Genomic DNA, 20,828 nt, shown 5'->3' on the forward strand with positions numbered 1-20,828 from the left:
TTAAAAGAGCGCTATGGAAAAGACATACAACCCAACTTCAATCGAACAAGCTCTGTATCAGACTTGGGAAGAGAAAGGCTACTTTAAGCCACACGGTGACACTACTAAAGAATCATACAGCATCATGATCCCGCCACCGAACGTCACTGGTAGCCTACACATGGGCCACGCGTTCCAAGATACGATCATGGATACGCTTATCCGTTGTGAACGTATGAAGGGTAAAAACACCCTTTGGCAAGTAGGTACTGACCACGCTGGTATCGCAACTCAGATGGTTGTTGAGCGTAAGATCGCTGCAGAAGAAGGCAAAACAAAACACGATTACGGTCGTGAAGCTTTCATCGACAAAATCTGGGAATGGAAAGGCGAATCTGGTGGCACTATCACTAAACAGCTTCGTCGTCTTGGCGCATCAGTAGACTGGGACCGTGAGCGCTTTACGATGGACGATGGTCTATCTAACGCCGTTCAAGAAGTGTTCGTACGTCTATACGAAGACGATCTAATCTACCGCGGTAAGCGTCTAGTTAACTGGGATCCAAAGCTACACACAGCGATTTCAGATCTAGAAGTAGAGAACAAAGATACTAAAGGCAGCATGTGGCACTTCCGCTACCCATTAGCAGATGGCGCTAAAACAGCGGATGGCAAAGACTACATCGTTGTTGCAACGACTCGTCCAGAGACCATGCTAGGCGATACGGGTGTTGCAGTTAACCCAGAAGATCCACGTTACAAAGATCTTATCGGTAAAGAAATCATCCTTCCTATCGTTGATCGTCGCATCCCAATCGTGGGCGATGAGCACGCAGATATGGAAAAAGGTACTGGCTGTGTGAAAATCACACCTGCGCACGACTTCAACGACTACGAAGTTGGTAAGCGCCACCAGCTACCAATGATCAACATTCTGACTTTCGACGCGAACATCCGCGACGCAGCAGAAGTATTCAACACTAACGGCGAAGCAAGCGACGCTTACAGCACTGAGCTACCAGCTAAATACCACGGTATGGAGCGTTTTGCCGCTCGTAAAGCTATCGTTGCTGAATTCGACGAGCTAGGTCTACTTGAAGAAGTGAAAGATCACGATCTACAAGTTCCTTACGGCGACCGTGGTGGCGTGGTTATCGAACCAATGCTAACTGACCAATGGTACGTACGTACTGCGCCTCTAGCGAAAACCGCAGTTGAAGCAGTAGAAAACGGCGACATCCAATTCGTTCCTAAGCAATACGAAAACATGTACTTCTCTTGGATGCGTGACGTTCAAGACTGGTGTATCTCTCGTCAGCTATGGTGGGGTCACCGCATCCCAGCTTGGTACGACAACCAAGGTAATGTTTACGTAGGTCGCACTGAAGAAGAAGTTCGCAAGAACAACAACCTAGAGTCAGTAATTGAGCTGCACCAAGACGAAGACGTACTGGATACATGGTTCTCTTCTGCGCTATGGACGTTCGGTACTCAAGGTTGGCCAGAGCAAACTGACGATCTGAAAGTATTCCACCCTTCAGACGTTCTAGTAACTGGTTTCGACATCATCTTCTTCTGGGTTGCCCGCATGATCATGATGACCATGCACTTCGTGAAAGACGAAAATGGCAAACCACAAGTACCATTTAAGACAGTTTACGTTACCGGCCTAATTCGTGACGAAAACGGCGACAAGATGTCGAAGTCGAAAGGTAACGTACTTGACCCAATCGACATGATCGATGGTATCGACCTAGAGTCTCTAGTAGAGAAGCGTTGTGGCAACATGATGCAGCCTCAGCTAGCGAAGAAGATTGAGAAGAACACGCGTAAGACGTTTGAAAACGGTATCGAAGCATACGGTACAGACGCACTGCGTTTCACTCTTGCAGCAATGGCATCAACAGGTCGCGATATCAACTGGGATATGAAGCGTCTTGAAGGTTACCGTAACTTCTGTAACAAACTATGGAACGCAAGCCGTTACGTAATGATGAACACAGAAGAGCAAGATTGTGGTTTTGGTGAAGGTGAGATCGAGTACTCTCTAGCAGACAAGTGGATCGAGTCTCAGTTTGAACTCGCAGCGAAAGCGTTCAACAACCATATCGACAACTTCCGTCTAGATATGGCTGCGAACACGCTTTACGAATTCATCTGGAACCAATTCTGTGACTGGTACCTAGAGCTAACTAAACCCGTTCTATGGAAAGGTACTGAAGCGCAACAGCGTGGTACTCGCCGTACACTAATCACGGTACTTGAGAAGACGCTACGTCTGGCTCACCCAGTGATTCCTTACATCACAGAAACTATCTGGCAAAGCATCAAGCCACTAGTTGACGGTGTTGAGGGCGAGACAATCATGCTACAAACTCTGCCTCAGTTTGACGAAGCGAACTTCCACCAAGAAGCGCTAGACGACATCGAGTGGGTGAAAGCGTTCATCACTAGCATCCGCAACCTACGTGCTGAGTACGACATCAACCCAGGCAAGCCTCTAGACGTTATGCTGAAAGCAGCGAATGAGAAAGACGCCTCTCGTCTAGAAGCAAGCAAACAAGTATTGATGTCTCTAGCGAAGCTAGAAGCAGTACGCGTGCTTGAAGCTGGCGAAGAAACCCCAGCGTGTGCAACGGCACTGGTTGGCAAGTCTGAGCTGATGATCCCAATGGCGGGTTTGATCGACAAAGATGCAGAGCTTGCTCGTCTAGATGGCGAAATCAAGAAGACGCACGGCGAAATCAAGCGTATCGAAGGCAAACTGGGCAACGAAGGCTTCGTGGCGAAAGCACCGGAAGCGGTTGTTGCTAAAGAGCGTGAGAAGCTTGAAGGCTACAAAGAGACACTAGCTAAGCTAGAAGAGCAGAAGACAACGATCGCTGCACTTTAAGCCTCAGTGAAAGAGAAGAACTAACACTTCTCACTTTGAATCCAAAGGTTGGCCATCATGGTCAACCTTTTTTGTATATCTTTCACCAAAAACCATCATCAATAGCTTTCCCCTATCGCAACAATACTCATCATCCATTAGCATTAATGAGAATTATTATCGATAATAAACTCATCGAAACAAACACGATTGAGTAATTATCATGAAAAAGACACTAACTTTCGCAGCACTGCATTTTACTATCGCATTTAGTGTCGCTTACGTACTCACAGGCGACATTTTAATTGGTAGTTTAATTGCCATGATTGAGCCTTCAGTGAACACCGTAGCCTTCTACTTTCATGAAAAGGCATGGGCAAAAGTCCCAGCACTTAAAGCTCGTCAGTGGATGACCAAATTAAAAACCGCAAGCTTTGCGACCGTGCACTTCAGCGTCGCTTTTACCGTGGTTTACTTACTAACAGGTGATGCATTTGTCGGCGGCGTAATGGCGATGCTAGAGCCGAGTTTGAATACGGTGGCTTACTACTTCCACGAGAAAGTATGGATGCGTAAATCATCAGCAAAAACTCCAGCACCGCAGTTTTGTTTACATCACCACGCTTAAACATGGAGGCTCACTACGTCTCCTAACGAGCCAAATGACATTTATCATTGACAAAGTTGCGCACCGCAATTAATTTAATTGCGGTGCGCAACTTTATTTTTAGAGGTAAGTGATAATGAACGCTCGTCAACTCCGACACTACTCCCGTCAAGCCGTCCGATTGCTTGGTATGCTCGATAAACAATGCGGCGATGTCGCTCTTACCCCGGTACAAGCGCACGCATTAGGTGAAATCCAATTGCAGCCATTGACCATCAACCAACTGGCGCAGCAGCTTAGTGTCGACAAGTCCAATGCAAGCCGCACCATTACTGGTTTGATTAAATTAGGTTTGGTTGAGAGCATCGAAAACCCGAAAGATAAACGAAGCCAACTCGTAGTGCTCACAATTCAAGGACAGCAGGCGTTAGCGCAATTAGACCAACAGCAAAACAGCTTTTTTGAGCAGTTGCTTACACAACTTGATGACTGTGAGCAAGAACAACTCAAACTTGGTCTAGAGACTTACCTAAAAGGGCTAACAAAAGTGTGTCAGGCAGAGGAATACACCCTTCGACCTCTTACCAAAGCAGACAATCCGCAAGTGGCAGACGTAATTCGTAAAGTCTCCGCAGAATACGGCTTAACCGCAGACAGAGGTTATGGTGTGGCAGATCCAACGCTTGATGATATGTATTCGGTGTATAATCAAAACGGGGCCGCCTATTGGGTCATTGAACATCGCGGAGAGATCGTTGGTGGCGGTGGCTTTGCCCCTTTAGCTGGTGAGCCAAATGTGTGTGAGCTGCAAAAGATGTACTTCTTACCTCAAACACGAGGACACGGTTTAGCCAAACGCATCGTCGCATTGAGCTTACAACTGGCGAAACAGTTTGGGTATCAGCAGTGCTATTTAGAAACGACCGAATGTCTAAGAGAGGCGGTAAGCTTGTATGAAAAGCTAGGCTTTGAGCATCTCGATGCCCCGCTTGGACAAACAGGGCATGATGCATGTGAAGTCGTAATGCTTAAGGTACTGTAATAAAAAATATTATCAGACGTTAAAGCACAACATGGGTAACGCAAAGCTCCTGGCTCAATGCAACAGTGAAGTTTTGGCGTTGCCCATCCAATTCAACAGACAACTGATAGAGATCATTTGGATCAGGGTCATTAAGATCAGCATACTTTGGCGCTTCAATCTGAAAGAGTGCACTGGCGTGATCTGCACGAACGTCAATTGGGATATGGTAAGTCATGCCATTAAACTTTACCGCTGCTGACACTAGCCCTGGTGCAAATGTCTGGTAATACAAATCGACCTTAAATTCACACCCGCCACCATGGTGCCAAATCTGCTCGGTTGCCACGCGATCTAAACGCACGTTGCGAATAAACTGCAAGTACGGTTCTTGCCACACGCCCAGTCGCTCATCACTTTTCTTATATTGATGTTCAGAAAGCGGGCACAGTTCTGGCTTATCCTCATCGAATAAAAGATCTTCTTCTTCCTCTAGGAACAATATCTCAAAGCGATTACGCCCCATTTGCATGTATGGGCGAATGTCTTTCTTATACACACTTTGCGAGCCATCACAATCAAACACAGCCACGCCGTTCAAACGTACCTCCGCATGGTAATCAACACCACCCATTACCATTTCCACTGCAGGAAATGCCATCATCGCCTCATCCACTTCAATGTCATGCATCAGGTGCCATTCTTGTTGACGGATCGCTTCCTCCGTCAATTCATCAGGCAGGACCAGACTTAAAGGGGCGGGAAAAGTGATGTCATCCTGTGGAATCGAGAGGTCCGTCAGTGGAGAGACTTGCCATAAACCGGCGAGTGAGAGTTGCATATACACCTTGCGCTAGATCAATTTTCACGCATTATAGGGAGAAATCCCCTATAAACTCAATGTGAATTATTTATCACCTCTACATTCATCTGTTGTTGGATGCCATTTTCAAGGTATAAAAAAACCAGCGTTAAACGCTGGTTTCTCTAAAAGAGGTGAGCTTTGATTACTCGTCGTCTTCATCTTCTTCAGGGTAAAGCGCATCTTCGCCTTCGTAGTACGTACCCCAACCGTCATAGATGATGTCGTATTTTTCTGCCAAGTGAATCAGTTTTTCAACTTGCGCATCAATGGCTTCTGCGTCTAATGCTGATTCCATGGTTGCGTCACAGCAAAGCAACTTGTTGCCATCTTCATCTTCAGTTTCTTCCGCTTCAAGCACTTCAAAGCCCATCTTGAATGCTTCAACTACCGCTTTTTCTAGCGTGTCAAAATCTTCTGCAAACAGGTGGTGCTCGATTTCGTATAGCGAATCTGGATCGCTGCCATCTTCTAGCAATGCTGCAATGATATCGCGAGTCTCTTCCTTTTGAATCTCAATTAATTCTTCTACTGATAGATATTCATCTTCGTGAGACATGTTTTGGCTCCAGATTAGTTACTTGATAGAAACACTATACCCGATACTGAGTATGCTGATCCGGTGAAATATGGCATGGATTGCGATGAAAAGCCACAAACAAACATCATATCACCGCGATTCTTATCTGTTATTTGAATATAAATATTAAACCGACCACGCAAAGAAACAAAAAATTAACAAAAAATGGCATTTTTTAATATTCAGAACATCCTAACTGACACTTAATGCGGTTATTTTCTCTTTCTGTGCGTGTTTATGGCGCTTTCTTGAATACACTCACGTGTAAAACGAAGAAGCATAACGAATAAATTCACTTCAATAATGCATAATTGAGAATAAAAATGCACGTTTTATGCACTATGCATGTATTCTTTCTCAACGGGAAAATTAGAATAAAAACGCACGCTCTCCACATTTCACAAAATAGAATTTAAACCCAAACCAAAACTTCATTAGCAAAACAGACAAAACTAAAATCTAAAAAACAATAAAAACTCAGAATATAGGCAAAGCGTAGTGATTTGCATCTTTCTAGGAAGCTTGTCATAACTAACGGCTGGAAAATTTGTAAGGATACAAAATGAGCAAGCTGTACGTTGGATCAGAAGTTGGTCAACTTCGACGAGTTCTATTAAATCGCCCAGAGCGCGCCCTAACCCACTTAACTCCATCAAACTGTCATGAATTACTGTTTGATGATGTTCTTGCTGTGGAAGCGGCAGGTGAAGAGCACGATGCGTTCGCACGCACGCTACGCGATCAAGATGTAGAAGTGCTTCTCCTCCACGATTTACTGGTCGAAACCCTCGCCGTTCCAGAAGCAAAACAGTGGCTGCTAGATACTCAGATTTCTGACTTTCGTTACGGGCCAACCTTTGCGCGAGACCTACGCCAATATTTTTCAGAAATGGATGATGAACACCTTGCCAGCATCTTTTTAGGTGGCTTAGCTTACTCAGAGCTGCCGATCACCTCATCTTCTATGCTGCCAAAAATGAAGCGTCCGCTGGATTTTGTTATTGAGCCACTACCTAACCACCTATTTACGCGTGATACCTCATGCTGGGTTTATGGTGGTGTATCGCTCAACCCAATGATGATGCCTGCACGCCAACGTGAAACAAACCACTTACGTGCGATTTATCGTTGGCACCCAATTTTTGCTGGCCAAGACTTTATTAAATACTTCGGTGACGATGATCTGCATTATGATAATGCGAATGTCGAAGGCGGTGATGTGTTGGTTATTGGTAAAGGTGCAGTTCTGATCGGTATGTCTGAGCGTACTACCGCGCAAGGCGTAGAGAACCTTGCAGCGAGCCTGTTTAAGGCAGGACAAGCAACCGAAGTGATTGCGATTGATCTGCCTAAACACCGTTCATGCATGCATTTAGACACCGTGATGACCCATATGGATGTAGATACTTTCTCTGTTTACCCAGAGATCATGCGTAAAGATCTCGACACATGGCGCTTAACACCAAAAGGCAATGGTGAAATGCATGTTGAAGCATCTCATAACTACCTACATGCGATTGAATCTGCTCTTGGCTTAGATCAGCTGAAAATCATCACCACGGGTGGTGACAGTTATGAAGCTGAGCGCGAACAATGGAATGACGCCAATAACGTTCTTACCGTAAAACCGGGCGTTGTGATTGGTTACGAACGCAATGTATACACCAACGAAAAATACGACAAAGCTGGTATCAAAGTACTGACAGTCCCAGGTAACGAGCTTGGCCGTGGCCGTGGTGGCGCCCGCTGCATGAGTTGTCCGATAGAACGAGACGATATATAACCAATTCGTCCTTTTACATTAAATGAATAAAAACTAAGGTTGATGTGAATGCATCAACCTTTTTTAGTTTTACATAAAAATAATTATTCACAAATAAAGCATTTATATGTTTTAATGCATTCTATTAATTCAATCACACGTACTAAGGGACGAGCTATGGCTTTCAATTTACGTAACCGCAACTTTTTGAAGCTATTGGATTTCTCAACCAAAGAAATCCAGTTCTTGCTCGAACTGTCTGCAGAGCTAAAAAAAGCAAAATATGCAGGAACAGAGCAGAAGACACTTCAAGGTAAAAACATTGCACTCATCTTTGAGAAATCTTCGACTCGTACCCGATGTGCGTTTGAAGTCGCAGCTTTTGATCAAGGCGCTCAAGTTTCTTACATCGGCCCTTCTGGTTCTCAGATTGGCCATAAAGAATCAATGAAAGACACCGCGCGCGTACTTGGCCGCATGTATGATGGCATCGAATATCGCGGCTTTGGCCAATCCATTGTTGAAGAGCTTGGCACTTATGCTGGTGTTCCAGTGTGGAATGGTTTGACTGATGAGTTCCACCCAACCCAAATCCTTGCCGATTTCCTTACCATGCAAGAGCACGGACGCGGTAAGCAGCTGCATGAAATGACCTTCGCTTACCTAGGCGATGCACGCAACAATATGGGCAACTCGCTCATGGTGGGTGCCGCTAAAATGGGCATGGATATTCGCCTTGTCGCGCCAAAAGCGTTCTGGCCTGAAGAAGATTTGGTGGCAACTTGCCAAACTATCGCGCAGCAAACTGGTGCAAAAATCACATTAACTGAAAGCGTAGAGGAAGGCGTGAAGGGTTGTGACTTCCTTTACACCGATGTTTGGGTATCTATGGGTGAATCCGCTGAGGCATGGGATGAACGTGTGGCTTTAATGACACCATATCAAACCAATATGGAAGTGATTAAACAAACGGGTAATCCACATGTGAAATTTATGCACTGTCTTCCGGCTTTCCACAATGATGAAACTACCGTTGGCAAAGAAGTCGCTGAAAAATACGGCATGAAAGGCCTTGAAGTAACAGAAGAGGTATTTGAGTCAGAATACTCCATCGTATTCGACGAAGCTGAAAACCGTATGCACACTATCAAAGCCGTGATGGTAGCAACATTAGGAAGCTAAACTAGCAAGCAAAAAAAGCCGCTAAAAACCATGATGTAATCGCTTGCGCTCACGAAAGTTAAGCGTATAATGCTCGGCAATTTGTCTGAGGATTAAGAAATGACCAAGCTAATTGCCGACATGAAAACGCGATTTGCTCTAGCTAAGCGACTACGCTTACGTGGTGTTATTTTCGTTAATTCTATTGAATTTTAAAACCTCCCCATTTGGGGAGGTTTTTTTATGTCCAAAATTCCTTTCGGCAATTTGGATGTAGTCATCAATGTTATAGGGAAGAAGATCATGGCGAACTCGCTTTACCAGAAGCACATCATCTCTATTCCAGAGCTTTCACGTGAAGAACTGGAACTTATCGTAGAAACAGCAGGCAGCCTTAAAAAAGCACCTCGACCAGAACTGATTAAAAACAAAGTCGTTGCCAGTTGTTTCTTTGAACCATCAACACGTACACGTTTATCGTTTGAAACGGCGATTCAACGCATTGGTGGTGACGTGATTGGCTTTGATAATGATGGTAATACCTCTCTGGCGAAAAAAGGCGAAACACTCGCAGATTCAGTACAGGTCATCTCTTCTTACGTCGATGCCTTTGTGATGCGCCATCCACAAGAAGGCGCCGCTCGCTTGGCCTCTGAATTCTCAAATGGCGTGCCAGTGATCAACGCTGGTGATGGTGCAAACCAACACCCAACTCAAACGCTACTCGACCTATACACCATCGCGGAAACACAAGGTCGTCTAGACAACTTGAACGTAGCGTTCGTCGGTGACCTAAAATATGGCCGCACGGTGCACTCTCTGACTCAAGCATTAGCGAAGTTTAATAACATCCGCTTCTTCTTTGTTGCACCAGAAGCATTGGCAATGCCAGATTACATCTGCGAAGAGCTAGACGAAGCTGGCATTCAATATAGCCTGCACACGGACATGGAGAGTGTGATTCCTGAACTGGATATTCTGTACATGACGCGCGTACAGAAAGAACGTTTTGACGAATCGGAGTACGCGCACATTAAATCGGCGTATATTTTGACAGCTGCATTACTCGAAGGGGCGCGCGAAAATCTAAAAGTACTCCACCCACTACCACGTGTGGATGAAATCACAACCGATGTTGATAAAACGCCTCATGCTTACTTCTTCCAGCAAGCTCAAAATGGCGTATACGCTCGCCAAGCACTGTTGGCGCTTGTTCTAAACGAAACACTGTAATCGAGGAGAAAACCCATGGCTAAAGAAACTCAATTGCAGGTAGAAGCAATCAAAAATGGCACGGTCATCGACCACATCCCTGCGCAAATCGGCATCAAAGTACTAAGACTGTTCGATATGCACAATTCATCACAGCGCGTTACTATTGGTCTGAACTTGCCATCATCAGCACTCGGTCATAAAGATCTACTGAAAATAGAAAATGTGTTTATTAATGAAGAGCAAGCGAGCAAGTTGGCGCTGTATGCTCCTCACGCGACCGTGAACCAAATCGAAAATTATGAAGTGGTGAAAAAGCTCGCGTTAGAGCTTCCAGAGCGCATCAATGATGTCTTCGAATGCCCAAATTCAAACTGTATTTCTCACAATGAGCCAGTAGAAAGCAGCTTTAGCGTATTCGAAAAGAAACAAGAAATCCGCCTAAAGTGTAAGTACTGCGAGAAAGTTTTCTCACGCGAGATCGTAACCGAACGATAAACACACCGTACGACTAGGCGTGATACGTTTAAAACACCCCGCAATGTCGGGGTATTTTACTCTTTACCTACCACGGGTTTAGAGGCAAACTGAGAATCTTTATTCCCTACAACTGATGGAAAAATCAAATGACGAAAGTACTTCACACTGAATCTGCACCAGCAGCAATCGGTCCTTACGTTCAAGGCGTAGATCTAGGTAACATGGTTCTTACTTCAGGCCAAATCCCAGTAAACCCAGCGACAGGTGAAGTGTCTGCTGATATCGCAGAGCAAGCTCGTCAGTCTCTAGAAAACGTAAAGGCTGTGGTTGAATCTTCAGGCCTTAAAGTGTCAGATATCGTGAAGCTAACGGTTTTTGTTAAAGACCTAAACGACTTTGGCACGGTAAACGAAGTTTACGGCAAGTTCTTTGATGAGCACGGCGTAGCAAACTACCCTGCACGTTCTTGTGTAGAAGTCGCTCGCCTACCGAAAGATGTTGGTATCGAGATTGAAGCAATTGCAGTTCGCAAATAATTGCACTTGCTGACAAACATAAAAAAACGGGTAGCTCAGGCTACCCGTTTTTTTATTGTCTTTTCGTGATGATATCGCAGTAAAACTTAAGCAGCATTACGCTGTTTGACTTCTTCATCTAACGATTCAAGTTTCTCTTTCATCTGTTCACGACAGATATTTGCTAGCTCGCGAATGCCCTCTTTACCATAGCCTTCTGTACTGATTGGAGGTAGCATTTCAACAATCACATGACCATTGTTCCAACGGTTCAGCTTAATTTTATTCGTCGAGCTACATACGATAGGAATGATTGGCACGCCTGCTCCAATTGCTGCATGAAAAGCACCTGTTTTGAATGGCAGCAGACCACGCCCACGAGAACGCGTGCCTTCTGGGAACATCCACACCGAAACATCACTTTCTTTCATGCTGCTCACTACCTGATCGATAGTACCTTTTGCTTTCGAGCGATTCGCTCGGTCAATCAGAATGTTGCCCGTAAGCCAGTAAAGCTGACCAAACAGTGGCATCCAAGCCAAGCTCTTTTTACCTACTGTCACAACTTTCGGAGTCACAGCAGCAGAAACAGTAAACATGTCCCAGTTGTTCTGGTGGTTAGCAATGTAAACATGTTGGCCGCGTGAATACGCATCTTCAGGGATACGCAGCTCTAACTTAATCCCAAATACACGAGACATCTTGGCAAACAAGCGGCCAAAAGTGAAAACGTGCTTAGGGTTTCGGGGGCTTAATAGGCAGTAACCACAACCACCAATAAACATAACAATCGCAAAGATAGCGACAGCAAATACACGTAACAGTGCAATCATTCTTGTTCTCCAGGAACCGGCTTTTGCCAGATACAGCTATTAATTTCTCTCTTTCCATAAAGGATAACTATGGTCATGAGAGTGATATAAAAAAGCCGAAACTCAGGTTTCGGCTCTCTTGATATCCAAGTTACCTGCGGTGCAGTTTAACTTGCCTCGCTCACTCGCTCAATATTTGCGCCAAGTGCAGCCAGTTTATTTTCGATTTTGTCGTAACCGCGGTCGATATGGTAAATACGGTCAACGATGGTTTCGCCTTTAGCAATACAGCCCGCAATTACCAAACTAGCCGAAGCTCGTAGGTCGGTTGCCATGACTTGCGCACCGCTGAGTGACTCAACATCACCACAGATAACAGTGTTGCCTTCAATCTCGGCTTTCGCGCCCATACGCATCAATTCTGGTACGTGCATAAAGCGGTTTTCAAAGATAGTCTCAGTGATCACGCCGCCGCCTTTCGCCATCATGTTTAGTAGCGTAAATTGCGCTTGCATATCGGTCGGGAAGCCTGGATGCGGCGCTGTACGTACACTCACTGCTTTCAGCTCGCGATCAGTCATATCAACTGAAATCCAATCTTCACCCGTTTCGACAAGTGCGCCAGCTTCTTCTAGCTTGGCTAAAACCGCTTCAAGCAAATGAGCGTTAGTGTTACGACATACTACTTTACCGCCAGATACCGCGGCAGCGACAAGGAATGTTCCCGTCTCAATACGGTCGGCAACCACGTTGTGTTTACAGCCGCCTAGGCGCTCAACACCTTCAATCGTGATCGTATCTGTGCCTGCACCAGAAATTTTTGCACCAAGCTTATTTAGGAAATCCGCTGTGTCTACAATTTCAGGTTCACGCGCCGCGTTGTCTAGTGTTGTAGTGCCTTCAGCAAGTGCTGCAGCACACATGATGGTGATCGTCGCGCCTACACTGACTTTATCCATCACGATGTGCGCACCTTTTAGACGACCATCAACCTCAGCTTTAACGTACCCATCTTCAAGCGTAATCGTTGCGCCAAGCTGCTCTAGGCCAGAAATATGCAGATCAACAGGACGAGCACCGATAGCACAACCGCCAGGTAGAGAAACCTGACCTTGACCAAATCGCGCTACGAGCGGGCCCAAAGCCCAAATAGAAGCACGCATGGTTTTCACCAAATCATACGGTGCGCAGTATTCAGTAATGCTACTTGGATCGACGTGAACAGAACCATTACGGCTTACTTTCGCGCCTAAACGCTTAAGCAGTTCCATGGTTGTATCGATATCACGAAGGTGTGGCACGTTTGCCACTTCTACAGGCTCTTCCGCCAAGATAGACGCAAATAAAATCGGCAGTGCTGCGTTTTTTGCACCGGAAATGGTCACTTCACCAACGAGTGGTTTATCTGACCCAATAACTCGAAACTTTTCCATCAATAAACCTTAAAGCGACATCAGTTTCTTATCACGAGCCCACTCTTCTGGTGTGAACGCTTTAATTGATAATGCGTGAATGTCGTTACGCTGGATGTATTCCATCAGAGGACCATAAATTAACTGCTGCTTCTTAACGCGGCTCATTCCATCGAAACAAGCATCAACAGCAACCACCTCATAGTGGCTACCTTCACCTTTTACATGCACTTCTTGAAGGTTTAGTGCTTCTTCTAATAACTGTTGTACTTTTGCGCTATCCACAATTTACCCCTGATAATTCTGTATGTGTTTGGCCACTAAAGATTCAACATTGCTCAGTTGAAACAAAGTGCGCAGTTGCGCCGGCACGAAACTGAGCATTATATGACAGTTTTGCTTTTTTGCATGCTCTAATAAGTGGATTAACATCACCATTCCTGCAGAGTCGACGCGCTCTATCTCTTTTAACGAGCATTCCAGCTCAGCTTGAGCTGGTTGCCATTGCTGAGCATACGCCCACAATGAGGGCACTGTATCTCGATCAAGTGCCCCTGTTAGCTTAAGAATGTTTTGATCTAATTGCCACTGAGCGGGAGTCTGGGCCATTATTTCTTCGCCTCAAAGCGAACCGGTTCCGCAGCTAATTTTTCTAGATCTTTCGCGACAGATAGAATGCCTTCTTGACGAATTTTGCTATTCCATTCTGACTGTTTACTAGAGAGTAAACTGATGCCTTCCGCAATCATATCGAACGCTTCCCACTCACCAGATTTGTTGTCTTTACGCAATTTGAACTCTAGCTTGATGTTTGGACGCGGCGTATCGATGATATCAACTTTAATACTGGTGATACGCTTAGAGTCATCAATGCTAGGCTCAGGACCAAATTCAATTTTTTGGTCACTGTATTGCGTTAGCACTTGGGCATAAGAAGCAATTAAGTACGCGCGAAATGCATCGATAAACTCAAGTACGTCTTCACGTTTCGCTCCTTTTAGGTTTGGACCTAGGAGCTTTAACCCAGCATAGCGGTAGTTGACGTAAGGCATTAGCTCTTCTTCAACAATCACCTTAAGTAAATCTGGGTCTTGTTTGATTTTCGGCTGCTCGGCTTTTAATCTTTCGAACGTGACTTCAGCCACTTGTTTCATCATCTTATAAGGTTCAGTTTTATCCACTTCTGCTGCACTTGTACCAAACGCGCTAAACACAGCACAAACTGAAAGTAATAATCTCGCTAACATAGTTATTCCTTACTTGAATCGTCTGAACCACCTACGCTGTAAAGCACTTGACCAATTAAGTCTTCAAGCACGAGCGCTGATTTGGTGTCTTCGATGGTATCGCCATCGACCAGCATGACTTCATCGTCAAAAACAAAGCCTGGTACTAAACCAATGTATTGCTCACCAATCAAGCCAGACGTCAAAATTTGTACGCTCGACGTTTCTGGGAATTGATTGTATTTGCTATTGATCGATAGAGTTACAACAGGTAATAAGTTATCTGGGTTAAGCGAAATATTGCTTACCCGGCCAATCACAACCCCACCCACTTTTACTGGCGAGCGAACTTTTAAACTACCAATATTATCGAACTCAGCTTTGAGGGTGTAAGTATCACCAGAGCCAATGCTTTTTACGTCAGCAACTTGAAAAATCATCACAAGAATCGCGCAAATTCCCGCTAATACAAAGCTGCCAACCCATAATTCAGTTTTACGTGTTTGTTGCATGATTAATTCCCAAACATCAATGCGGTCAGTACAAAGTCTAGTCCTAGTACTGCTAAAGAAGAATGCACAACAGTGCGCGTAGTTGCTCGGCTGATCCCTTCCGAAGTTGGAATAGCATCATAACCATTAAATAGAGCGACCCAAGTAACCGTAATTGCAAACGCAAAGCACTTGATCATACTGTTACCAATATCCTGTCCTAGTTCAACTGAGGACTGCATCGCTGACCAAAAACTGCCATGGTCAACACCTTTCCAGTCAACACCAACAAGCTGGGCGCCCCAAATACCCACCGCCATGAAAATCATAGCCAGTAATGGCATTGAAATAGCGCCAGCCCAAAAACGTGGCGCGATCACTCTTTTCAAAGGATCTACCGCCATCATTTCAAGGCTAGAGAGTTGCTCCGTCGCTTTCATCAAACCTATCTCTGCAGTTAACGCAGAGCCTGCACGACCAGCAAACAGAAGTGCAGTGACAACTGGCCCTAATTCACGTAGCAATGAGAGCGCCACCATTTGCCCCAAACTGCCCTCTGCGCCGTAATCCACCAGCACAACATAGCCTTGTAGGCTCAAGACCATACCAATGAACAACCCAGATACGACGATAATCGCCAGAGACTGGACGCCTACGGAATAAAGTTGTTTAACGAGCAGAGGAAAGCTTTTGAGCGGTTGTGGCTTAGTAAACAGTGCCCCAATCAGCATGAAAGTCGCACGACCAAATGCTCCGCATATGGAGAGCGTTCGTCTACCTAGTGAGGCGACAAAATGCATAAAGTTATCGACCATCAAATAAGTCCTTTTCGATACTTTGAGAAGGGAAGCGAAACGGTACAGGACCATCTGCATCACCTTGTAAGAACTGCTGAACGCGAGGGTCAGGATTCTGATTAAGCTCTTCTGGTGTGCCAAAAGCGATAATTTTGCCATCGGCCATCAGATAAACCCAATCGGCAATACTCATTACTTCAGGCACGTCGTGAGAAACGACTATAGAAGTTAAACCTAACGCTTGATTTAGATTACTAATGAGCTCAACCAAGACACCCATGGTGATTGGGTCTTGTCCGACAAATGGTTCATCATACATGATTAAATCAGGATCCAGGGCGATCGCACGCGCCAACGCAGCGCGTCTAGCCATGCCACCCGATAGCTCGCTCGGCATCAATTGTGCCGCGCCGCGTAGACCGACGGCTTCAAGCTTAAGCAACACCATGGTACGAATCAGCTCTTCCGATAAATTCGTATGCTCTCGCAATGGGAAGGCGACGTTATCAAAGACATTCAAATCAGTGAATAAAGCTCCTGATTGAAACAACATGCTCATTTTCTTTCGAGCATGGTAGAGTTTTTTACGCGAGAGAGAGGGAATATTGTCGCCATCAAACCAGATCTCTCCTTGCTCGGGATACAACTGACCACCAATTAAACGCAGCAGTGTAGTTTTACCTATTCCCGATGGTCCCATAATGGCCGTCACTTTGCCCTCAGGAACATGCAGATCAATACCATCAAAGATCTTGCGCTCTCCCCGTGAAAAAGTGAGGTTGTTCACGGTGACTAAATCGTTGTTCGACATATCATCTCTTCTACTGTCGGAGCGTTGCAACTCACGGCATCATCAACCAGACACACAACGGAGTTGAATTTCACGTTTAATAAAGTAACGTCGGTACATTTATTAGGCTGCAATCATAAGCACATTGGCTTTGAATTTAAAGCACTGTTCAATTAAATAAAGTCGAGTATATACCTGCAATTTTTTGTGGATTACGATCAAATCAGCGCAAAGTGTTTAAATCCTAGACAAGAATTGCTGATTTAAATGAACGACATTTGCATACATTTTCGTTACTAACCTTTAATTTATTCGTCGTTTATCTTCCATTTTAGGCCGCAAAAGGTCAAAATTAGCGGTTATTCATTTTACTTATTTAATACTTAGGAATTCTCATGCTCGAAGCCGTAGCGTTGCTTATAGTCGGTCTTGTTTTGCTCGTATGGAGTGCAGATAAACTTGTTTTTGGTTCTGCAGCGATAGCCCGCAACGTCGGTATTTCACCTCTTGTCATCGGCATGACAATCCTTGCGATGGGCTCTTCTGCGCCAGAGATGATGGTTTCTGCAACCGCAGCCTGGAACGGAAAAACCGATACTGCAGTGGGTAACGTTTTAGGCTCAAACATCGCGAACATCGCGTTAATCCTAGGTATTACAGCACTCATCAAGCCTCTGTCGATTAGCTCCGCGGTCATCCGCCGGGAACTGCCATTAATGATTGCAGTAACAGTACTCGCCGGTATTCTGCTTTGGAATAGCCATCTCGGTTTTTATGAAGGTGTCTTATTGTTTGTACTCTTTGGGGCATTTTTATTTGCTATGTTGCAGATCAGCCGCAAAGAACAAAAATCAGGTGATGTTTTTCTTGATGACCAAGAGTCAGAGATCCCAGAGGGCGTCAGCAACCCTAAAGCGATCATGTGGGTGGTTATTGGCCTGATACTGCTTCCTTTGGCAGCAAGCATGCTAGTGGATAACGCGGTGATTATTGCAAAGTATTTTGGCATGAGCGATCTTGTCATCGGTCTGACTATCATTGCCATCGGTACTAGTCTACCTGAGCTCGCAGCATCGCTTGCTGGTGTTTTAAAAGGTGAAGACGACATGGCCGTCGGTAACATTATTGGCTCGAATGTGTTTAATATTCTGGCCGTAATGGGCATTCCTGGCATCATTAATCCATCGGTGCTGAGTGAGTACGCGATGGGACGTGACTTCTGGGTCATGTTAGGCGTTTCACTGTTACTTGTCGCGATGTGTTTGGGTAAATCACGCAGTATTAACCGTATTGAAGGTGCAATCTTGTTTGCATGCTTCCTAGGTTATCAAGTGTACTTATTCGCAAACATGGCCGCTTAATTACCACGATAAATAAGTAGAGAACTGATATGTCCAATCAATTTGATTTTCGCGCTGCTGCTAAACAAGTTCTTGATATCGAAGTTGCTGCTCTGCAAGAGCTGGATACCTACTTTGATGATCAATTTGAGAAAGCGTGCGAACTGATCCTTTCCAACAGCGGCAAAGTAGCCGTTATGGGTATTGGCAAGTCAGGCCACATTGGTAACAAGATTGCTGCGACTCTGGCAAGCACAGGGACTTCTGCGTTTTTCGTTCACCCTGGCGAAGCTGCACATGGCGACTTGGGCATGATCAGCCCTGGAGATATTGTGCTCGCAATTTCTAACTCTGGTGAGTCAAACGAAATTCTGTCTCTATTTCCGGTATTAAAACGCCTGAACATCAAGATAATTAGCATGACAGGCAAGCCAGAATCCAATATGGCAAAACTGTCTGACTTGCACCTGCAAATCACGGTACCTCAAGAAGCTTGCCCACTAGGGTTGGCACCGACCAGCAGTACCACTGCCACATTAGTAATGGGAGACGCATTAGCCGTAGCCCTACTTCAAGCGCGTGGTTTTTCTGCCGAAGATTTTGCCTTGTCTCATCCAGGTGGCGCGTTAGGGAGAAAACTGCTGCTTAAGTTGTCTGATATTATGCACTTTGGAGAAGCGTTACCTAAAGTTTCTCCAAACGCATTGATTCGTGATGCCCTGCTTGAAATTTCAGAAAAAGGGCTAGGCATGACCGCTATCGTCGATGAACACGATGCTATGCTTGGTATATTCACCGATGGTGATTTACGTCGCACCTTAGACAAACGCATTGATATTCATACGACCGCGATTGGCGAAGTTATGACGACAAATCCAACCACAGCGCACCCTGATATGCTAGCGGTTGAAGGTTTGAACTTGATGCAGAATAAAAATATTAACGCTCTGATTTTATGTAAAGACGAAAAAATTGTGGGTGCACTGAACATGCACGATTTACTAAAAGCTGGCGTGATGTAATATCAGCACAAACATTTAAATCATTTATTACACAAATAAAGGCAATGGTCAGGGAAGTACTGAGCTAAACGATAGGCCTTCATTATATGAGTTTTACTCGCCTTATTTATTTGCTCTTGATCTTCGTTGTCGCATGGTGCGGTTATTACCTACTGACCCCAAAAGGCAACGACGCAATTCAAGTAGCACCAGATTCTGAACTGCCCATGTTCAGTGGTACTGGACTGGAAAACATCACCTATGGTGAAGATGGTGTCCGCAGTTACATCATCCGCTCTACGAACTTAGACCATTATGCTAAGAGTGGAGATACCATTTTTAATAACCCGACTTTGATGGTTTACCGTGAAGGTAGCGTCATTGAATGGAAGGTGACGGCCACAAGAGCCGTGTTAGATGAAGACCAAGTCTTAACGTTATATGACAAGGTCTTAATGCAAAATCTTCTGCCTGGTGCGAGCTTTGATACCATGGCAACAGACAAGTTAGTCATTAATCTAACCAATCGTGATTTTAAAGCCGATCAACAGGTCATGTTGGTTGGGCCACAATTTGAAACTACTGGAGGCGCAATGCAAGGCAACTTAAAGCAGCATACCGCAACTCTGACAGACGAAGTTCAAGGTCGATATGAAACCGTTACACCTTAGCCTACTGGCACTGGTATTGGCGGCGCCTCAAGCGCTGGCACTTAAGTCGGATACTCAACAACCGGTTTACATTAACTCTGACACCCAACAGGTGGATATGAAGAGTAACCAGGTTATCTTTAAAGGCGATGTATCTCTTAAGCAAGGTAGCATCAATATCGATGCTGATAGAATCGTGGTAACGCGCGATCCTAAAACCGAAGCCATCAAACAGATTCAAGCATTTGGTAAACCTGCCAAGTTTTCTCAGCTGATGGACGATGGTAAGACACTGAGTGGTCAAGCTGTGGAGCTGGATTACCGTATTTCTACAGACGAACTGACCATGAAAGGTCAAGCGCAACTGGCACAAGACAACAACACCATTAAAGGTTCTTCGATTCGTTACCAAATTGGTAAACAAAAGCTAGTCGCTGATAGCTCTAAGGAAGAGCGCGTTACGACCATTTTGCAACCCAATCAGATAGAGAACTAATATGGCAGTACTGAGTGCGAAAAACTTGGCGAAAAGCTACAAAAAGCGCAAAGTCGTAACCGATGTTAGCTTGGAAGTTGAATCTGGTCAGATTGTTGGGCTGCTAGGCCCAAACGGCGCAGGTAAAACCACCTCGTTTTATATGATTGTCGGCTTGGTGCCTCGAGATGAAGGCACCATCACCATTGATGACAAAGACATCAGTATTCTGCCGATGCACAGTCGTTCGCGTCTCGGGATTGGCTACCTTCCGCAAGAAGCGTCGATTTTCCGTAAGCTGTCGGTGGAAGATAACATCATGGCCGTACTCGAAACTCGTCAAGAAATGACACGTGAAGAGCGCCAAGATAAGCTGGAAGATTTGTTGGAAGAATTCCACATTCAGCACATCAGAACCAGTGCTGGTATGGCACTATCAGGGGGTGAGCGACGCAGAGTGGAAATCGCTCGCGCTTTAGCAGCCAACCCTCAATTCATTTTGTTGGATGAACCTTTCGCAGGTGTTGACCCAATCTCGGTTAATGACATCAAGAAAATCATCGAGCATCTACGCGATCGCGGCCTCGGAGTGTTAATCACTGACCATAACGTGCGTGAAACACTGGACGTATGCGAAAAAGCCTATATCGTAAGCCAAGGGCACCTAATTGCATCGGGAACTCCGGCAGAAGTTCTCAATAATGAACAGGTGAAACAAGTTTATCTCGGCGAACAATTCCGTCTATGATTATATTAGGAACGGTAAGATTCTGAGCATTACAA

24 protein-coding genes are annotated in these 20,828 nt (G+C 45.1%); 14 read left to right on the forward strand and 10 right to left on the reverse strand.

Annotated elements, in window-relative coordinates; all coding sequences use genetic code 11:
- The first annotated feature begins 13 nt into the window (after positions 1-13).
- From J8Z23_RS13865 to J8Z23_RS13875, 3 genes are all read left to right on the forward strand, one after another.
- On the forward strand, positions 14-2,872 hold the full coding sequence (locus tag J8Z23_RS13865) for a valine--tRNA ligase (protein ID WP_395217747.1): 2,859 nt from the start codon (positions 14-16) through the stop codon (positions 2,870-2,872).
- Between the two features lie 202 nt (positions 2,873-3,074).
- Complete coding sequence (locus J8Z23_RS13870; protein WP_005397464.1) at positions 3,075-3,479, forward strand: DUF2061 domain-containing protein; 405 nt, start codon at positions 3,075-3,077, stop codon at positions 3,477-3,479.
- 115 nt (positions 3,480-3,594) lie between these two features.
- The gene (locus J8Z23_RS13875) at positions 3,595-4,500 is read left to right on the forward strand and encodes a bifunctional helix-turn-helix transcriptional regulator/GNAT family N-acetyltransferase (RefSeq protein ID WP_301659997.1); all 906 of its coding nucleotides are present in this window, start codon (positions 3,595-3,597) and stop codon (positions 4,498-4,500) included.
- A 19-nt stretch (positions 4,501-4,519) separates the two neighbouring features.
- Here the strand turns inward: J8Z23_RS13875 and J8Z23_RS13880 are convergent, their stop codons facing one another.
- Complete coding sequence (locus J8Z23_RS13880) at positions 4,520-5,320, reverse strand: glycosyl hydrolase 2 galactose-binding domain-containing protein (RefSeq protein WP_006742360.1); 801 nt, start codon at positions 5,318-5,320, stop codon at positions 4,520-4,522.
- Between the two features lie 166 nt (positions 5,321-5,486).
- A complete protein-coding gene (gene rraB / locus J8Z23_RS13885; RefSeq protein ID WP_005381081.1) occupies positions 5,487-5,900 on the reverse strand; it encodes a ribonuclease E inhibitor RraB in 414 nt (137 codons plus the stop codon).
- 583 nt (positions 5,901-6,483) lie between these two features.
- Between rraB and arcA the strand changes: the two genes are divergently transcribed.
- From arcA to J8Z23_RS13915, 6 genes are all read left to right on the forward strand, one after another.
- Complete coding sequence (gene arcA / locus J8Z23_RS13890; RefSeq protein WP_006742359.1) at positions 6,484-7,704, forward strand: arginine deiminase; 1,221 nt, start codon at positions 6,484-6,486, stop codon at positions 7,702-7,704.
- Positions 7,705-7,860: 156 nt separating this feature from the next.
- Complete coding sequence (locus tag J8Z23_RS13895; RefSeq protein ID WP_301659996.1) at positions 7,861-8,865, forward strand: ornithine carbamoyltransferase; 1,005 nt, start codon at positions 7,861-7,863, stop codon at positions 8,863-8,865.
- A 99-nt stretch (positions 8,866-8,964) separates the two neighbouring features.
- On the forward strand, positions 8,965-9,060 hold the full coding sequence (locus tag J8Z23_RS13900) for a hypothetical protein (RefSeq protein ID WP_031780631.1): 96 nt from the start codon (positions 8,965-8,967) through the stop codon (positions 9,058-9,060).
- A gap of 87 nt (positions 9,061-9,147) precedes the next feature.
- Complete coding sequence (pyrB, locus tag J8Z23_RS13905; protein WP_005397473.1) at positions 9,148-10,077, forward strand: aspartate carbamoyltransferase; 930 nt, start codon at positions 9,148-9,150, stop codon at positions 10,075-10,077.
- Positions 10,078-10,092: 15 nt separating this feature from the next.
- Positions 10,093-10,554, forward strand: a complete 462-nt coding sequence (gene pyrI, locus J8Z23_RS13910; RefSeq protein ID WP_005381086.1) for an aspartate carbamoyltransferase regulatory subunit — start codon at positions 10,093-10,095, stop codon at positions 10,552-10,554.
- A gap of 128 nt (positions 10,555-10,682) precedes the next feature.
- Positions 10,683-11,072: a RidA family protein gene (locus tag J8Z23_RS13915; protein WP_005381087.1), complete on the forward strand. Its 390-nt coding sequence runs from the start codon at positions 10,683-10,685 to the stop codon at positions 11,070-11,072.
- A gap of 86 nt (positions 11,073-11,158) precedes the next feature.
- Here J8Z23_RS13915 and J8Z23_RS13920 read toward each other — a convergent pair whose 3' ends face one another.
- The 8 genes from J8Z23_RS13920 to mlaF all read right to left on the reverse strand — a co-directional run bounded on the left by J8Z23_RS13920 (position 11,159) and on the right by mlaF (position 16,600).
- Positions 11,159-11,884 carry a 1-acylglycerol-3-phosphate O-acyltransferase gene (locus J8Z23_RS13920; protein ID WP_005381088.1) on the reverse strand — a complete coding sequence of 242 codons (726 nt, stop codon included), beginning with the start codon at positions 11,882-11,884 and terminating at the stop codon, positions 11,159-11,161.
- Positions 11,885-12,030: 146 nt separating this feature from the next.
- Entirely contained in the window at positions 12,031-13,296 is a 1,266-nt protein-coding gene (gene murA, locus J8Z23_RS13925; protein WP_046873610.1) for a UDP-N-acetylglucosamine 1-carboxyvinyltransferase, read from the reverse strand.
- 9 nt (positions 13,297-13,305) lie between these two features.
- Entirely contained in the window at positions 13,306-13,560 is a 255-nt protein-coding gene (gene ibaG, locus J8Z23_RS13930) for a BolA family iron metabolism protein IbaG (RefSeq protein WP_005396230.1), read from the reverse strand.
- A 3-nt stretch (positions 13,561-13,563) separates the two neighbouring features.
- The gene (locus tag J8Z23_RS13935) at positions 13,564-13,884 is read right to left on the reverse strand and encodes an STAS domain-containing protein (RefSeq protein ID WP_005396231.1); all 321 of its coding nucleotides are present in this window, start codon (positions 13,882-13,884) and stop codon (positions 13,564-13,566) included.
- Positions 13,884-14,522 (reverse strand): phospholipid-binding protein MlaC, encoded by a 639-nt coding sequence (mlaC, locus tag J8Z23_RS13940; RefSeq protein WP_006742355.1) that lies wholly within the window; start codon positions 14,520-14,522, stop codon positions 13,884-13,886. The genes J8Z23_RS13935 and mlaC overlap by 1 nt, the downstream gene beginning before the upstream one ends.
- Positions 14,523-14,524: 2 nt before the next feature.
- Positions 14,525-15,013 (reverse strand): outer membrane lipid asymmetry maintenance protein MlaD, encoded by a 489-nt coding sequence (mlaD, locus tag J8Z23_RS13945; RefSeq protein WP_012841383.1) that lies wholly within the window; start codon positions 15,011-15,013, stop codon positions 14,525-14,527.
- Positions 15,014-15,015: 2 nt separating this feature from the next.
- A complete protein-coding gene (mlaE, locus tag J8Z23_RS13950) occupies positions 15,016-15,807 on the reverse strand; it encodes a lipid asymmetry maintenance ABC transporter permease subunit MlaE (protein WP_005396234.1) in 792 nt (263 codons plus the stop codon).
- The gene (gene mlaF, locus J8Z23_RS13955; RefSeq protein WP_005396235.1) at positions 15,797-16,600 is read right to left on the reverse strand and encodes a phospholipid ABC transporter ATP-binding protein MlaF; all 804 of its coding nucleotides are present in this window, start codon (positions 16,598-16,600) and stop codon (positions 15,797-15,799) included. Before mlaF ends, mlaE begins: the two co-directional genes overlap by 11 nt.
- A gap of 374 nt (positions 16,601-16,974) precedes the next feature.
- Here mlaF and J8Z23_RS13960 point away from each other — a divergent pair, with 374 nt between their 5' ends.
- From J8Z23_RS13960 to lptB, 5 genes are all read left to right on the forward strand, one after another.
- Positions 16,975-17,940, forward strand: coding sequence for a calcium/sodium antiporter (locus J8Z23_RS13960; protein ID WP_434633964.1), 966 nt, complete (start codon positions 16,975-16,977; stop codon positions 17,938-17,940).
- 29 nt (positions 17,941-17,969) lie between these two features.
- Positions 17,970-18,941, forward strand: coding sequence for an arabinose-5-phosphate isomerase KdsD (kdsD, locus tag J8Z23_RS13965; protein WP_047009142.1), 972 nt, complete (start codon positions 17,970-17,972; stop codon positions 18,939-18,941).
- Between the two features lie 86 nt (positions 18,942-19,027).
- The gene (lptC, locus tag J8Z23_RS13970; protein ID WP_005396238.1) at positions 19,028-19,591 is read left to right on the forward strand and encodes an LPS export ABC transporter periplasmic protein LptC; all 564 of its coding nucleotides are present in this window, start codon (positions 19,028-19,030) and stop codon (positions 19,589-19,591) included.
- A complete protein-coding gene (gene lptA / locus J8Z23_RS13975) occupies positions 19,572-20,066 on the forward strand; it encodes a lipopolysaccharide transport periplasmic protein LptA (protein WP_005396239.1) in 495 nt (164 codons plus the stop codon). Before lptC ends, lptA begins: the two co-directional genes overlap by 20 nt.
- A 1-nt stretch (position 20,067) precedes the next feature.
- Positions 20,068-20,793, forward strand: a complete 726-nt coding sequence (gene lptB / locus J8Z23_RS13980) for an LPS export ABC transporter ATP-binding protein (protein WP_005396240.1) — start codon at positions 20,068-20,070, stop codon at positions 20,791-20,793.
- Positions 20,794-20,828 lie beyond the last annotated feature (35 nt).

This window comes from Vibrio sp. SCSIO 43086 (assembly GCF_051132235.1).
In the GTDB taxonomy this organism is placed as follows: domain Bacteria; phylum Pseudomonadota; class Gammaproteobacteria; order Enterobacterales; family Vibrionaceae; genus Vibrio; species Vibrio diabolicus.